This window comes from Kocuria sp. CH-021, assembly GCF_049716185.1.
Classification (GTDB): domain Bacteria; phylum Actinomycetota; class Actinomycetes; order Actinomycetales; family Micrococcaceae; genus Kocuria; species Kocuria cellulosilytica.
The window spans coordinates 116536-130658 of sequence record NZ_JBNAFK010000007.1; the positions used below are offsets into that span (position 1 = coordinate 116536).

12 protein-coding genes are annotated in these 14123 nt (G+C 74.4%); 11 read left to right on the top strand and 1 reads right to left on the bottom strand.

The window, feature by feature from the left end:
* The first annotated feature begins 30 nt into the window (after positions 1-30).
* The 6 genes from ACPYN7_RS07230 (at position 31) to ACPYN7_RS07255 (ending at position 7167) form a co-directional block, all read left to right on the top strand.
* Complete coding sequence (locus ACPYN7_RS07230; RefSeq protein WP_424347223.1) at positions 31-630, top strand: methionine ABC transporter permease; 600 nt, start codon at positions 31-33, stop codon at positions 628-630.
* Positions 631-828: 198 nt separating this feature from the next.
* Entirely contained in the window at positions 829-2160 is a 1332-nt protein-coding gene (locus ACPYN7_RS07235; RefSeq protein ID WP_424347183.1) for a M50 family metallopeptidase, read from the top strand.
* 203 nt (positions 2161-2363) lie between these two features.
* The gene (ispG, locus tag ACPYN7_RS07240) at positions 2364-3530 is read left to right on the top strand and encodes a flavodoxin-dependent (E)-4-hydroxy-3-methylbut-2-enyl-diphosphate synthase (RefSeq protein WP_424347184.1); all 1167 of its coding nucleotides are present in this window, start codon (positions 2364-2366) and stop codon (positions 3528-3530) included.
* 18 nt (positions 3531-3548) lie between these two features.
* Positions 3549-4403 carry a GNAT family N-acetyltransferase gene (locus ACPYN7_RS07245; protein WP_424347185.1) on the top strand — a complete coding sequence of 285 codons (855 nt, stop codon included), beginning with the start codon at positions 3549-3551 and terminating at the stop codon, positions 4401-4403.
* Positions 4404-4550: 147 nt separating this feature from the next.
* The gene (locus ACPYN7_RS07250; protein ID WP_424347186.1) at positions 4551-6350 is read left to right on the top strand and encodes a proline--tRNA ligase; all 1800 of its coding nucleotides are present in this window, start codon (positions 4551-4553) and stop codon (positions 6348-6350) included.
* Between the two features lie 49 nt (positions 6351-6399).
* Positions 6400-7167 carry a TSUP family transporter gene (locus tag ACPYN7_RS07255; RefSeq protein WP_058873558.1) on the top strand — a complete coding sequence of 256 codons (768 nt, stop codon included), beginning with the start codon at positions 6400-6402 and terminating at the stop codon, positions 7165-7167.
* 22 nt (positions 7168-7189) lie between these two features.
* Here the strand turns inward: ACPYN7_RS07255 and ACPYN7_RS07260 are convergent, their stop codons facing one another.
* Positions 7190-8140, bottom strand: a complete 951-nt coding sequence (locus ACPYN7_RS07260) for a hypothetical protein (protein ID WP_424347187.1) — start codon at positions 8138-8140, stop codon at positions 7190-7192.
* A gap of 96 nt (positions 8141-8236) precedes the next feature.
* On the opposite strand from ACPYN7_RS07260, the gene rimP reads away from it, so the two are divergent.
* The 5 genes from rimP to rbfA all read left to right on the top strand — a co-directional run bounded on the left by rimP (position 8237) and on the right by rbfA (position 14116).
* On the top strand, positions 8237-8755 hold the full coding sequence (gene rimP, locus ACPYN7_RS07265; protein WP_424347188.1) for a ribosome maturation factor RimP: 519 nt from the start codon (positions 8237-8239) through the stop codon (positions 8753-8755).
* A 190-nt stretch (positions 8756-8945) separates the two neighbouring features.
* On the top strand, positions 8946-9926 hold the full coding sequence (nusA, locus tag ACPYN7_RS07270; protein WP_058873493.1) for a transcription termination factor NusA: 981 nt from the start codon (positions 8946-8948) through the stop codon (positions 9924-9926).
* Between the two features lie 198 nt (positions 9927-10124).
* Positions 10125-10406: a YlxR family protein gene (locus ACPYN7_RS07275; RefSeq protein WP_058873494.1), complete on the top strand. Its 282-nt coding sequence runs from the start codon at positions 10125-10127 to the stop codon at positions 10404-10406.
* A gap of 272 nt (positions 10407-10678) precedes the next feature.
* Positions 10679-13537 (top strand): translation initiation factor IF-2, encoded by a 2859-nt coding sequence (gene infB, locus ACPYN7_RS07280; RefSeq protein WP_424347189.1) that lies wholly within the window; start codon positions 10679-10681, stop codon positions 13535-13537.
* A 129-nt stretch (positions 13538-13666) separates the two neighbouring features.
* Positions 13667-14116, top strand: a complete 450-nt coding sequence (rbfA, locus tag ACPYN7_RS07285) for a 30S ribosome-binding factor RbfA (RefSeq protein WP_058873496.1) — start codon at positions 13667-13669, stop codon at positions 14114-14116.
* Positions 14117-14123 lie beyond the last annotated feature (7 nt).

The following is a 14123-nucleotide window of genomic DNA, read 5'->3' on the forward strand; positions in this document are numbered from 1 at the left end:
CTGCTGGCCGCGCTCGGGGAGACCCTGTACATGGTGGCCGTCACGCTGCTGCTCGCCGGCCTGCTCGGGCTGCTCGTGGGCGTGGGCCTCTACGTCACCCGCCGCGGCAACATCCTGGAGAACCGCGCGGTCCACGAGGGCCTCAACCTCGTGGTGAACTTCGTCCGGCCGATCCCGTTCATCATCCTGCTGGCCGCGCTCGGACCGGTGACCCAGGACGTCGTCGGCACCCGGCTCGGGCCCAACGCGGCGATCTTCGCGATGACCATCGGCGCGATGTTCGCCGTGGCGCGGATCGTCGAGCAGAACCTCATGAGCGTGGACCCCGGTGTCGTCGAGGCGGCCCGCTCGATGGGCGTCTCCCGCGGCAGGATCATCAGCACGGTGATCCTGCCCGAGGCGCTGGGGCCCCTGGTGCTCGGCTACACCTTCCTGGTCATCGGCATCACGGACATGTCCGCGATGGCCGGGGCCATCGGAGCCGGCGGCCTGGGCGACTTCGCCCTGCGGCTCGGCTACCAGCGGTTCAACGACGAGGTCACGTGGGCGGCGGTCGCCGTCATCGTGGTCCTGGTCCAGCTCGTGCAGGTGGTGGGCAACCGGCTGGCCCGCCGGATCCTGCGCCGCTGAGGCGGCCCCCGCCCGGGCACCCCGCGACGGCCGGTGCGTCTCCTCCCGGGAGGCGCACCGGCCGTCGTCGTGGACCGGTGCGCCTGCCACCCGCCGTCCAGGATGGTGGTGCAGACTGGTCCTCGCCGTGCCGCGCGCACGGCCCCGCCGTCCCCGGCGCCCGCCGGGGACCCTCGACGATCCCGGGAGGTCCGACGGATGGGCGTCGTGCTGTTCCTCGTGGGCGTGCTGCTGGCCGCGGTCGCCATCGCGGTCTCCATCGCCCTCCACGAGATCGGCCACCTGGTGCCGGCCAAGCTCTTCGGCGTGCGCGTCACGCAGTACATGGTCGGCTTCGGGCGCACCGTGTTCTCCCGCCGCCGGGGCGAGACGGAGTACGGGCTCAAGGCGGTCCCGCTGGGCGGCTACATCTCCATGGTGGGCATGTACCCGCCGGCGCGCGCGGGCGCCACGGCCCGGGCCTCGAGCACCGGCGTGTTCCAGCAGCTGGCGGCCGAGGCCCGCGGCGCCGCGGGCGGGCTCGCTCCCGGGGACGAGGAGCGCGCGTTCTACCGCCTGCCCGTGGGGAAGCGGATCGTGATCATGCTCGGCGGCCCGGTGATGAACCTGCTGCTCGGGGCCCTGTGCCTCGCCGTGCTGCTCTCCGGCTTCGGGACCGCGACGCCCACCACCACGGTCGCGTGGGTCTCCGAGTGCGTGGTGGCCGCCGAGCGCCAGGCCGCCGGGCAGACCGAGTGCCGCCCGGAGGACCCCCAGGCCCCCGCGAACGCCGCCGGGCTGCGCCCCGGGGACGTCGTCACGGCCGTCGACGGCGCCCCGGTCGCCTCCTGGGACGAGCTCACCGGCCGCATCCGGGACCGGGCCGGGGAGCGGATCCCGGTGCTGGTGGAGCGGGACGGACGGACCGTGTCCACCCAGCTGACCCCGATCCTGTCGTCGCGTCCCGTGCTGGACGACTCCGGCGCCGCGGTGGCCGGCGAGGACGGCGCCCCCCGCTACGAGCAGGTCGGCTTCATCGGGATCAGCCCGACCACCGAGCCCGTCCGGCAGCCGCTGAGCGCGGTGCCCCCGGCGGTGCTCGACGGCCTGCAGCAGATCGCCGGCGTCGTCCTGCACCTGCCGCAGCGGATCTACGAGGTCGCGGAGGCCGCGTTCTCCGACGCGCCGCGGGACCCGGACGGGCCGATCTCCGTGGTGGGGATCGGGCGGATCTCCGGGGAGATCGCCGCGCACGAGGAGATCGCGCTGCGGGACAAGGCCGCCACCCTCGTGGGGCTCGTCGGCTCCGTGAACCTGGCGCTGTTCGTGTTCAACCTGCTCCCGCTGCTGCCGCTGGACGGCGGGCACGTCGCCGGGGCCCTGTGGGAGGGGCTGCGGCGTGGCGGCGCCCGGCTCCTCGGCCGGCGCGACCCCGGCCCGTTCGACCCGGCCCGGCTGCTGCCCGTGACCTACGCGGTGGCCGTGCTGATGATCGGGATGTCCGTGCTGCTGGTCTACGCGGACATCGTCAAGCCCGTCCGGCTCTTCTGAGCCCGGCCCCGGAGCCCCGGGACCCGGCCGCCCGGCGTTCGGCCAGGGAGGAATTCCGCCCCGCGCGCCGGGGACCGCCCCGGAGCATGGGGCACAATGGGAACCGGCGACGGGCCCGGCGACCGGTCCCCGGCGCCACGACCCCAGAACCTGCCCTCGAACCCTGCTCCCGCAACCTGCTCCCGAAACCTCGGAGGAACTCCTTGACCCCGGTCAGCCTCGGCATGCCCGCCGCGCCCCAGCCCGTCCTGTCCCCGCGCCGGAAGACCCGGCAGATCCGGGTCGGGTCCGTGGGCGTCGGCTCCGACTCGCCGGTGAGCGTGCAGTCCATGACGACCACCCCCACCACGGACATCAACGCCACCCTGCAGCAGATCGCCGAGCTCAACGCCACCGGCTGCGACATCGTCCGGGTGGCCTGCCCGTCCCAGGACGACGCCGACGCCCTGCCGATCATCGCCATGAAGTCCCCGATCCCGGTGATCGCCGACATCCACTTCCAGCCGAAGTACGTCTACGCCGCCATCGAGGCCGGCTGCGCGGCCGTGCGCGTGAACCCCGGCAACATCCGCAAGTTCGACGACCAGGTCGGTCAGATCGCCCGCGAGGCCAAGGCCGCCGGGGTGTCCATCCGGATCGGCGTGAACGCGGGCTCGCTCGACCAGCGGATCATGGACAAGTACGGCAAGGCCACCCCGGAGGCGCTCGTGGAGTCCGCGGTGTGGGAGGCGTCCCTGTTCGAGGAGCACGACTTCCACGACTTCAAGATCTCCGTGAAGCACAACGACCCCGTCACCATGGTCCGGGCCTACCAGCTGCTCGCCGAGCGCGGGGACTGGCCCCTGCACCTCGGCGTGACCGAGGCCGGCCCCGCCTTCCAGGGCACCGTCAAGTCCGCCACCGCCTTCGGCGCCCTGCTCTCCCAGGGCATCGGCGACACGATCCGGGTCTCGCTCTCGGCGCCGCCGGTCGAGGAGGTCAAGGTCGGCAACCAGATCCTGCAGTCCCTGGGCCTGCGCCCCCGCAAGCTCGAGATCGTCTCCTGCCCCTCGTGCGGCCGCGCGCAGGTGGACGTCTACACCCTCGCCGACGAGGTGACGGCCGGCCTCGAGGGGCTCACCGTCCCGCTGCGGGTCGCCGTGATGGGCTGTGTCGTCAACGGCCCGGGCGAGGCCCGCGAGGCCGACCTCGGCGTGGCCTCCGGCAACGGCAAGGGCCAGATCTTCGTCAAGGGCGAGGTCGTGAAGACCGTCCCCGAGGACCGGATCGTGGAGACCCTGATCGAGGAGGCCAACCGCATCGCCGCCGAGATGGACACGGACGAGAACGGGGAGAGCACCGCGGGCAGCCCCGTCGTGAGCGTCAGCTGACGGGCCGGTGACGGGCGGTTGAGGACGCAGCGGAGGACGGCGCCGCGGCTGGTGCCGGCGGGGGAGGTCGATGCGGCCCAGCTGGACCGGCTGCTCGGCGCGGACCCCGTCGCGCACGCGTTCGTGGCCGCCCACGTGGAGTCCTGCCGCGGCGCCGAGGGCTCGCGGATCCCGCCCGTGGTGGGCACCGCCGGGCCGGACGGGGAGCTGACCGGTGCCTGCTGGGTGGGCACGAACGTGGTGCCCGTGGCCCTCGACGCCCAGGGGCTGGACCTCGTGGGCGGGCACCTGCGGCGCGGCGGGTCCCGGCACGCCTCGCTGTTCGGGCCCGCCGAGCTCGTGCTCGGTCTGTGGGCCCGGGTGGAGCGCTCCTGGCCCCGGCCCTTCGACGTGCGCCCCGTCCAGCCCCTGCTGGCGATCGACCGGGACCCGCTGCCCGACCCGCACCCCGGTGTCCGCGTCGCCCGCCCCGAGGACCTCCCCGCCGTGCTCCCGGCGAGCGCCGCCATGTTCGAGGAGGAGGTCGGCTACTCCCCGTACACGGGAGGTGACCGCGGATACCGGGACCGGGTCTCCGCGCTCGTCGGGGCGGGGCGCTGCCTCGTGCTCACCGACGACGGCGGCCGCGTGGTGTTCAAGGCCGACCTCGGCTCGGTGGTGCGCGGGGTGGCGCAGGTGCAGGGCGTGTGGGTCGACCCGGCGCACCGCGGCCGGGGGCTGGCGGCGCCCTGCATGGCCGCCGCCGTGCGCCTGGCCCGCCTGCGCACCCCCGTGGTCAGCCTCTACGTCAACGACTACAACGTCCGGGCCCTCGCCACCTACCGGCGGGTCGGCTTCGAGCGCGTCGGGACCTTCGCCACCGTGCTGCTCTGAGCCGTCGGGCCGGCCGATCCCGGCGCGGCGCGCCGGGCCGGGGGTGTAGATTTGACCGGAATCCGCGGCGCCGTCGGCGCCGCCCACCCTCATGACGCCCGGGCCCGGACGCACCTCGCCGCGCTCCCCGGGAGAAACGGAGCCCACGTGGCGCTGCGCCTCTCCTCCCTGTTCCTGCGGACCCTCCGCGAAGACCCCGTCGACGCCGAGGTGGACAGCCATAAGCTGCTCGTGCGCGCCGGGTACATCCGCCGTGCCGCGCCCGGCATCTACACCTGGCTGCCGATGGGCCTGCGGGTGCTCGGGAAGGTCGAGCAGGTGGTGCGGGAGGAGATGGGCGCGATCGGGGCCCAGGAGGTGCACTTCCCGGCGCTGCTGCCGCGCGAGCCCTACGAGGTCACCAACCGGTGGACGGAGTACGGCGAGAACCTCTTCCGCCTCAAGGACCGCAAGGAGGCCGACTACCTCCTCGCGCCCACGCACGAGGAGATGTTCACGCTGCTCGTGAAGGACCTGTACTCCTCGTACAAGGACCTCCCCGTCACCCTCTACCAGATCCAGGCGAAGTACCGGGACGAGGCCCGCCCCCGCGCCGGCCTGCTGCGCGGGCGCGAGTTCGTGATGAAGGACTCCTACTCCTTCGACGTCGACGACGCCGGGCTCGACGAGTCCTACACCCGGCACCGCGAGGCCTACGTCCGGATCTTCGAGCGCCTCGGCCTGCCCGTGGTCGCCGTCTCGGCCCAGTCCGGGGCGATGGGCGGGTCCCGCTCCGAGGAGTTCCTGCACCCCACGGTCATCGGCGAGGACACGTTCGTGCGCTCGCCCGGCGGCTACGCCGCCAACGTCGAGGCGGTGACCACCGTGGTGCCCGAGGAGCGCGACCCCGCCGAGGCCCCCGAGGCCCGGGTGCTCGAGACCCCGAACAGCCCCACGATCGACACGCTCGTGGAGCGCTCGAACGAGCTGCACCCGCGCGCCGAGGGCGCCTGGACCGCCGCCGACACGCTCAAGAACGTCGTGCTGGCCGTCATCCTGCCCGACGGCGAGCGCCGTCTCGTGGCGGTCGGGCTGCCCGGGGACCGCGCGGTGGACCTCAAGCGCATCGAGGCCGGCATCGGCGCGGCACTGGACGTCTCCGGGGAGCTGCTGGTGGAGCAGGCCGGCGACGACGACCTGCGCGCCTGCCCGCTGCTGGTCAAGGGCTACATCGGTCCCGGCCTGTCCCTCGACCAGGCCGTGCTCGGCGAGGAGTCCGCGACCGGCATCCCCTTCTTCGTGGACCCGCGCGTGGTCCGCGGCACCCGCTGGGTCACCGGGGCGAACGTGGCCGGCCAGCACGTCTACGACCTCACGGCCGGGCGCGACTTCGCCTGGGACGGCGTCCTGGAGTGCGCCGAGGTCCGGGCGGGCGACCCCGCGCCGGACGGCTCCGGCCCGCTCGAGGCGGCGCGCGGCATCGAGATGGGCCACATCTTCCAGCTCGGCCGCAAGTACGCGGAGGCACTGGGACTGAAGGTCCTGGACCGCAACGGCAAGCTCGTCACCGTGACGATGGGCTCCTACGGGATCGGCGTCACCCGGGCGGTGGCGGCCCTGGCCGAGGCCTACCACGACGACAAGGGCCTGATCTGGCCCCGCCAGGTCGCCCCGGCGGACGTCCACGTGGTCGCCACCGGCAAGGGCCCCGAGGTGCTCGAGGAGGCCGAGAAGGTCGTGGCCGAGCTCGAGGCGGAGGGACTCGAGGTGCTCTTCGACGACCGGCCCAAGGTCTCCCCGGGCGTGAAGTTCGGCGACGCCGAGCTGCTCGGCGTGCCCACCGTGCTGGTGGTCGGCCGGGGCCTCAAGGACGGCGTCCTCGAGCTCAAGGACCGCGCGAGCGGGTCCAGCGAGGACGTGGCCCGCGACGGCGTCGCCGCGGTGGTCGCCGCAGCCGTGCGCGGCTGAGCCCGTGCACGGGCTCGGCGCCTGGCTCGGGCCCTCGGGCCTGGAGCAGATGGACCCCGGCGTCGTCGCCCTGCTGGTGGCCGCCGGACTCGCAGCGGGCTTCGTGGACGCCGTCGTCGGCGGCGGCGGGCTGCTGCAGCTGCCCGTGGTCCTGATGGTCCCGGGGATCAGCCCGGTCCAGGCCCTGGCCACCAACAAGATGGGCTCCGTGTTCGGCACGGCGACGAGCGCGGTGACGTTCTACCGCCGCACGTCCCCCGACCTGCGCACGGCCCTGCCCATGGCCGGCGTCGCCCTGGTCGGCAGCTTCGGCGGGGCGGCGCTCGCCGCGTCCCTGCCGGAGGAGGTGTTCCGGCCCATCATCCTCGCCGCGCTCGTGGCCGTGCTCCTCTTCACCGTGGCGCGGCCGACCGTCGGGCAGCTCACCGAGCTGCGCCACAGCGGGGCGCGGCACTACGGCACCGCGATGGTCATCGGCACCGTGATCGGCTTCTACGACGGCGTGATGGGCCCGGGCACCGGGTCGTTCCTGGTCATCGCCATGATCACGCTGCTGGGCTACAGCTTCCTGGCCGCGAGCGCCAAGGCCAAGATCGTCAACCTCGCCACCAACGTGGGCGCCCTCGTCTTCTTCTTCGGCCACGGCTCCGTGCTGTGGGGCCTGGGCCTCGTCCTGGGGCTGTCCAACATGCTCGGCGGCTACCTCGGGGCGCGCACCGCCGTGGCCCGCGGCAGCCGCTTCATCCGGGTCGTGTTCCTGACCGTGGTCTCGCTGCTGATCCTCAAGCTGGGCGTCGACGTCCTGCGCGGGGCCTGAGCGGCCCCGACGGTCCGCGCGCTCACTGCGGGCCGGGGTCGCGCAGCACCCCGGGCAGGGCCTCCACGTCCCCGGTGAGCTCGGCCTGCAGCCCGGTGGCGCGCTCGAGCGCCACGAGCGCCCAGCACCGCGTGCCGGCGTCCCCCCGGGCGAGCACGTGCGCGGCGGCCTCCTGCACGTCCCGGACCGCGGTCTCCGCGACGCGGCCGGGGTGCGCCCGCAGGTCGCCGGGGAGCACGTAGGCGCCCGCGGGCAGCCCCGGGTCGGCCGCGAGCACCTGCCGGGCGGCGGGGAGCTCGAGCAGGTCCTCGACGTCCTCCCGGCCCCGGGCCGGGAGCCCGTCGGGGACGGAGCCGCCGGCGGAGGCGCCGGTGCGGGCGGCCAGCGCCTCGAAGGCGTAGCCGGCCCGGTCCAGCGCCGACCACAGGACGGCGCCCGGTGCGCTCGGGGCGCCGGGCGCGGGTGCCGCGGCCGCGTCGCACAGCGCGCCGCCGTCCGGGGCCGGGGGCCCGGGGCCGTCCAGCTGCCGGGCCGCCGTGGCGCGCGAGACCGCCGCGGCGCCGAGCACCCGCGCCAGGGCGGGGTCCTCGGCCGTCAGGGCGTCCCGGGCCAGGGCCGTCGCCGTCGTGCGCAGCGCGGTGGACGCCGTGCCGTCCGCGGCCACGACGTCCGCGGGGGACGGGCGCCGCGCCCGGGCGGCGGCGCCCGTGCGGTCGTCGGGCGCGGGGCCGAGGGCCTCGAGCTGCCGGGCCAGGTCCGCGCGCACGCCCTCCCGCCGGCCGGCGGGCACCGGCCCGGGGGAGGGGACCGCGAGCACGGCCCGGGTGCGCAGCCACGCGTCGGCGCGCGCGACCTCGTCCGGGGGCACCGGGCGGGCGGACTCCAGCCACCACGCCCCGGCGCCGCCGGTCACGAGCAGGACGCCCAGCAGCAGCGGGAGCACCCGGGAAGCGGTCGTGCGCGGATCGGTCACCGGACGGCTCCTGGGGGACGGGCACGGGAGAGGGGGCGGGTTCATCATAGGATCTCCAGGACCGACCCCGCCGTCCCGACAGCACGAGGAGACCCCGTGAGCGAGCACAGCACCCCCGGACCCGACGACGACCGGCGGCTGGCCGAGCTGATCGGCCCCGCCGTGGAGGAGTCCGGGCTGGTCCTGGAGGGCGTCGCGCTGAAGCCGACCGGCACCGGCCTCGTGCTGCAGGTGCTCGTGGACCTCCCGGAGGACAGCACGGCCAGCGTGGACATCGACCGGATCGCCACGGTCTCCCGCGCCGTGTCCGAGCTCCTCGACCGCACGGACCCCGTGCCGGGCTCCGCCTACGAGCTGGAGGTCTCCTCCCCGGGGGCCACCCGGGAGCTCACGGCGCCGCGGCACTGGCGGCGCTCGATCGGCCGGCTGGTGCGCGTCACCCCGGTGGAGGGCGAGAAGTTCACGGCCCGCCTGCTCGAGGTGGAGCCGGACGGCGTGGTCCTGCAGCGCAGCCACCAGGTGAAGAAGGGCATGCCGCCCCGGCTGCTGGACCCGGAGCGCTGGGCCTTCGACGCCGTGCGCCGCGCCAAGGTGGAGGTCGAGTTCACGGACTGACGGCCCGCCCGGACCCGGCACGAGTGTAAGATGTGCCGTTGACGCCGCGGCGCCCACCGGCGCCGCGGTCCGCAGTGCGACGACCACCGGGTGCGACGACGATCGTGCGAGCACGACCCGTGACGGCGCCCCGTCATCCCCGACGGCGTGCCGCTCCGCCCCCGGGGTCGAGAGGTGAGGAAGGCCGGACATGGACATCGATATGAGCACCCTCCGACTGCTGGAGCGTGAGCGCGACATCCCCGTGGACCTGCTCATCCCCACCATCGAGCAGGCCCTCCTGCTGGCGTACCACAAGACCGCCGGCGCGCTCCCGGGCGCGCGCGCGGAGATCGAGCGCAGGACCGGCCACGTGACCATCTGGGCCCCCGAGCTGGACGAGGACGGCGAGGCGGTCGGGGAGTTCGACGACACCCCGGCCGGCTTCGGGCGGATCGCCGCCTCCACGGCGCGCCAGGTCATCCTCCAGCGGCTGCGCGACGTCGAGGACGACGCCGTGCTGGGCCACTTCAAGGGCCGCGAGGGCGAGATCGTCTCCGGACAGATCCAGCAGGGGCACAACCCGCACATGGTCCAGGTGGACCTGGGCACCGTGGAGGGCGTGCTGCCCCCGCACGAGCAGGCCCCCGGCGAGAAGTACCCCCACGGCGCCCGCATCCGCGCGTTCGTCGTCGAAGTCAAGCGCGGCATGAAGGGCCCCTCGATCACGCTGTCCCGCTCCCACCCGGACCTGGTGCGCCGCCTGTTCGAGATGGAGGTGCCGGAGATCGCCGACGGCACCGTGGAGATCATGGCCGTGGCCCGCGAGGCCGGGCACCGCACGAAGATCGCCGTGCGCGCCACCCAGGCCGGGATCAACGCCAAGGGCGCCTGCATCGGGGAGATGGGCTCCCGCGTGCGCGCCGTGATGAACGAGCTGCACGACGAGAAGATCGACATCGTCGACTGGTCGGACGACCCCGCCCGGTGCATCGCCAACGCGCTGTCCCCGGCCAAGGTGTCCCGGGTCAGCGTGCTCGACGAGCGGGCCCGCTCGTCCCGCGCCGTCGTCCCCGACACCCAGCTGTCCCTGGCCATCGGCAAGGAGGGCCAGAACGCCCGCCTGGCCGCGAAGCTCACCGGCTGGAAGATCGACATCGTCCCCGAGTCGAAGGCCGCCGAGCGCGGCTGAGACCGGCCCCGGCGCGGGCCCCGGCGCCCCGCACCGGGGCCCGTCCCGGGATCCCGCGCGCGCCCGGTTTCGGCCCAGGGCGGTCCCCGGGATAGACTGGACAGCGGTCAGACCGTTGGTGGTCCCTGTCCGGCGCCGGCTCCCGGCCCGCACGGGACGTCCCCGACGTCCCGGCGCGAGACGAGGAGTGCGGAGCGAGTGAGTGCAGACTCCCGTCGCACGTGCATCGGATGCCGGACCACCGAACACCCTGACCAGCTCGTACGTGTGGTGACCGAACCGACCGACGGCGGCCTCCGGGCCGTGGTCGACCGGACGGGGCGCCTCGGCGGTCGCGGAGCCTGGCTCCACCCCTCCCACGAGTGCCTGGACACGGCCCTGCGCCGGCGCGCCTTCCGGCGCGCGTTCCGGGCGGTCGTGGACACGGAGGCGGTCGCCCCCGGACTGGACGCCCTGCTGTCCACGAGGGCAGCCCCGTGACCGGGCGCACGAGTGCCGACCACAGCCGTCCCCGGACGGCAGCCCGCGCGGTCCGACCGGACCGGTGACCACGTCCGCACGCGGGTGCAGAACTGGAAAGCGAGTCAGAGAACCGATGGAAAACCGATGAGTGCCCAGCGATGAGTGCTTCGTTGTGCTCTGCCAACGGCCTCCCGCGACCCCGCGCCGTCCTCGACGGCCGACGCTCCGGGAGCCTCAACGGAAAATAAGTGGTTCGTGCCTGTTTCGGTGCGGACCGAGACAGGAGAGAAGTGGCCAAGCCCCGCGTTCACGAGCTCGCGAAAGAGCTCGGAATAACGTCCAAGGAAGCGATTTCCACGCTTCAGACCCTGGGTGAGTTCGTCCGAGGCGCGTCCTCGACCGTCGAGCCGCCCGTCGCCAAGAAGCTGCGCTCGGCCCTCGCCGGCAGGGCGGAGAAGTCCGCCCCGGCCGCCGCTGCGCCGGCCGGCAGGCCCGCGCCGAAGCCCAGCACGTCGTCCAAGCCCGGCAGCGCCGCCCCCGCCCCGGGCCCGGCTGCCGCCAGGCCCGCCGGGAAGCCGGCGGAGAAGGCGCCCGAGAAGGCCGCCGAGCAGAAGCCCGCCGAGCAGAAGCCGGTCGAGCAGGCGCCCGAGCAGAAGCCTGCGGAGCAGGCCCCGCAGCGCCCGGCGTCCCCGGGCGCCAAGGCACCCGCCCCGGGCCCGCGCCCGGGCAACAACCCGTTCGCCAGCCAGCAGGGCATGGGCCGCAGCGGGGCGCCCCGTCCGGGCTCCGCCGCGCCGCGCCCCGGCGGCACCGCGCCCCGTCCGGGCTCGGCCGCGCCGCGCCCCGGCGCACCCCGCCCGGCGGGCCCCCGCCCGGGCAACAACCCGTTCGCCGCCCAGCAGGGCATGCGCTCGGGCCGTCCCGAGCGCCAGGGCGGTCCCCGTCCCCAGGGCCAGGGCCAGGGCGGACCTCGTCCGCAGGGCCAGGGTCAGGGCGGTCCCCGTCCGCAGGGCCAGGGCGGACCCCGTCCCCAGGGCGGTCCCCGTCCCGGTGGGGCGCGCCCCAGCCCGAACATGATGCCCGGCCACACCACCGGCGTGGCCCCGATCGGCTCGCGGCCGGCCGGCGGCGGCGCCGGTCCGCGCCGCGGCGGTCCCGGCGGCGGGGGCGGGTTCTCCCGTCCCGGCGGCGGCCCCGGCCGCGGCGGCCGCGGCGGCACCCAGGGCGCCTTCGGGCGCGGCGGCGCCCGCGGCAAGCAGCGCAAGTCGAAGCGGGCGAAGCGCCAGGAGCTCGAGCAGATGAAGGCCCCGTCCGTCGGCGGCGTCTCCGTGCCCCACGGCGACGGCACCACGGTCGTGCGGCTGCGCCGCGGCGCGTCCCTGACGGACTTCGCCGAGAAGATCAACGCGAACCCGGCCTCCCTCGTCACGGTGCTCATCCACCTCGGCGAGATGGCCACGCAGACGCAGTCCCTCGACGAGGAGACCTTCCAGCTGCTGGGTGCCGAGCTCGGGTACAGGATCCAGGTGGTCTCGCCGGAGGACGAGGAGCGGGAGCTCTTCGAGTCCTTCGACATCGACCTGGAGGCCGAGGCCGCGGCCGAGGGCGACGACGTCCTGGAGGCGCGCCCGCCGGTCGTCACCGTCATGGGCCACGTCGACCACGGCAAGACCCGCCTGCTCGACGCCATCCGGAACACGAAGGTGACCGAGGGCGAGGCCGGCGGCATCACCCAGCACATCGGCGCCTACCAGATCAGCACCGAGCTGGACGGCCAGGAGCGGCAGATCACGTTCATCGACACCCCGGGCCACGAGGCGTTCACCGCCATGCGTGCCCGTGGTGCGCAGGTGACGGACATCGCCGTGCTCGTGGTCGCCGCGGACGACGGCGTCATGCCGCAGACGGTCGAGGCGCTCAACCACGCCCAGGCCGCCGGTGTGCCGATCGTGGTGGCGGTCAACAAGATCGACAAGCCCGAGGCGAACCCGGACAAGATCCGCGGCCAGCTCACCGAGTACGGCCTGGTCCCCGAGGAGTACGGCGGCGACACCATGTTCGTCGACGTCTCCGCGCGCCAGGACCTCAACATCGACGAGCTGCTGGACGCGATCGTGCTGACCGCGGACGGCGCCCTCGAGCTGCAGGCGAACCCGAACAAGGATGCCCGCGGCGTGGCCATCGAGGCGAACCTGGACAAGGGCCGCGGTGCGGTCTCGACCGTGCTCGTGCAGTCCGGCACGCTGCGCGTCGGCGACGCGATCGTCGCCGGCGCCGCGTACGGCCGCGTGCGCGCCATGTTCGACGAGAACGGCCAGGCCGTCGACGAGGCCGGTCCCTCGCGCCCCGTGCAGGTGCTGGGCCTGGACTCCGTGCCCCGGGCCGGCGACACGTTCCTCTCCACCCCGGAGGAGCGCACCGCGCGCCAGATCGCCGAGAAGCGCCAGGCGGCGGACCGCAACGCCCTGCTCGCCAAGCGCCGCAAGCGGATCACGCTCGAGTCCTTCGACGAGGCCGTGGCCGCCGGCAAGATCGACACGCTCAACCTCATCATCAAGGGCGACGTGTCCGGTGCCGTGGAGGCGCTCGAGGACTCGCTGCTCAAGATCGACGTGGGCGAGGAGGTCCAGCTGCGCGTCATCCACCGCGGTGTCGGCGCGATCACGCAGAACGACGTCAACCTGGCGACCGTGGACAACGCGATCATCATCGGCTTCAACGTCCGTCCCGCCGAGCGCGTGACGGAGCTGGCCGACCGCGAGGGCGTCGAGATGAAGTTCTACTCGGTGATCTACAACGCCATCGACGACGTCGAGAGCGCGCTCAAGGGCATGCTCAAGCCGGAGTACGAGGAGGTGGAGCTCGGCACCGCCGAGATCCGCGAGGTCTACCGGTCCTCCAAGTGGGGCAACATCGCCGGTGCCTACATCACCAAGGGCACCATCCGGCGCAACGCCAAGGCCCGGCTCGTCCGGGACGGCAGCGTCGTGGCGGACAACCTCACGATCGACTCGCTGCGCCGGTTCAAGGACGACGCGACCGAGGTCCGCGAGGGCTACGAGTGCGGTATCGGGCTCGGCTCCTTCAACGACATCCACGAGGGCGACCTCATCGAGACGTGGGAGATGCGCGAGAAGCCGCGCGCCTGACCCGTCCCGCGTCCCGCGCCCCGCGCGCGGGACGCCCGCGGCGGCACGGGCGGGCCCAGCGCCCGCCCGTGCCGCCGCGACCCTTCCAGCACCGCTTCGTGCACCGTCCCGACCCGAGGAGCATCCACCATGGCTGACGCAGCACGCGCCGCCCGACTCGCCGACCGGATCAAGGTCGTCGTGGCCCAGGCGCTCGAGCGCCGGGTCAAGGACCCCCGGCTGGGCTTCGTGACCATCACGGACGCCCGCGTCACCAACGACCTCCAGCACGCCACCCTGTACTACACGGTGTTCGGCACCGCGGAGGAGCAGGAGAGCACCCGCGCCGCCCTGGAGTCCGCCAAGGGCGTCCTGCGCAGCGAGGTCGGCCGCAACATCACGGCCCGCCTGACGCCCACGCTGACCTTCGTCCCCGACGAGATCCCGGTCAACGCCTCGCACCTCGAGGAGGTGCTGCGCGCGGCCAAGGAGAAGGACGCCCAGGTCGCGGCCCAGGCGGCCGGCGCCAGCTGGGCCGCGGGGGAGGACCCCTACCGGAAGCCGGCCGAGGAGGACGACGAGTCCTCCCGGGACCGCTGAGCGGGCG

What these genes read in the sequence shown, in the direction of transcription:
- ACPYN7_RS07255 (WP_058873558.1), top strand. Translation starts at nt 6,400, where the DNA reads ATGGACCCCGGCGTCGTCGCCCTGCTGGTGGCCGCCGGACTCGCAGCG.
- ACPYN7_RS07230 (WP_424347223.1), top strand. Translation starts at nt 31, where the DNA reads ATGGTGGCCGTCACGCTGCTGCTCGCCGGCCTGCTCGGGCTGCTCGTG.
- nusA (WP_058873493.1), top strand. Translation starts at nt 8,946, where the DNA reads ATGGACATCGATATGAGCACCCTCCGACTGCTGGAGCGTGAGCGCGAC.
- ACPYN7_RS07235 (WP_424347183.1), top strand. Translation starts at nt 829, where the DNA reads ATGGGCGTCGTGCTGTTCCTCGTGGGCGTGCTGCTGGCCGCGGTCGCC.
- rbfA (WP_058873496.1), top strand. Translation starts at nt 13,667, where the DNA reads ATGGCTGACGCAGCACGCGCCGCCCGACTCGCCGACCGGATCAAGGTC.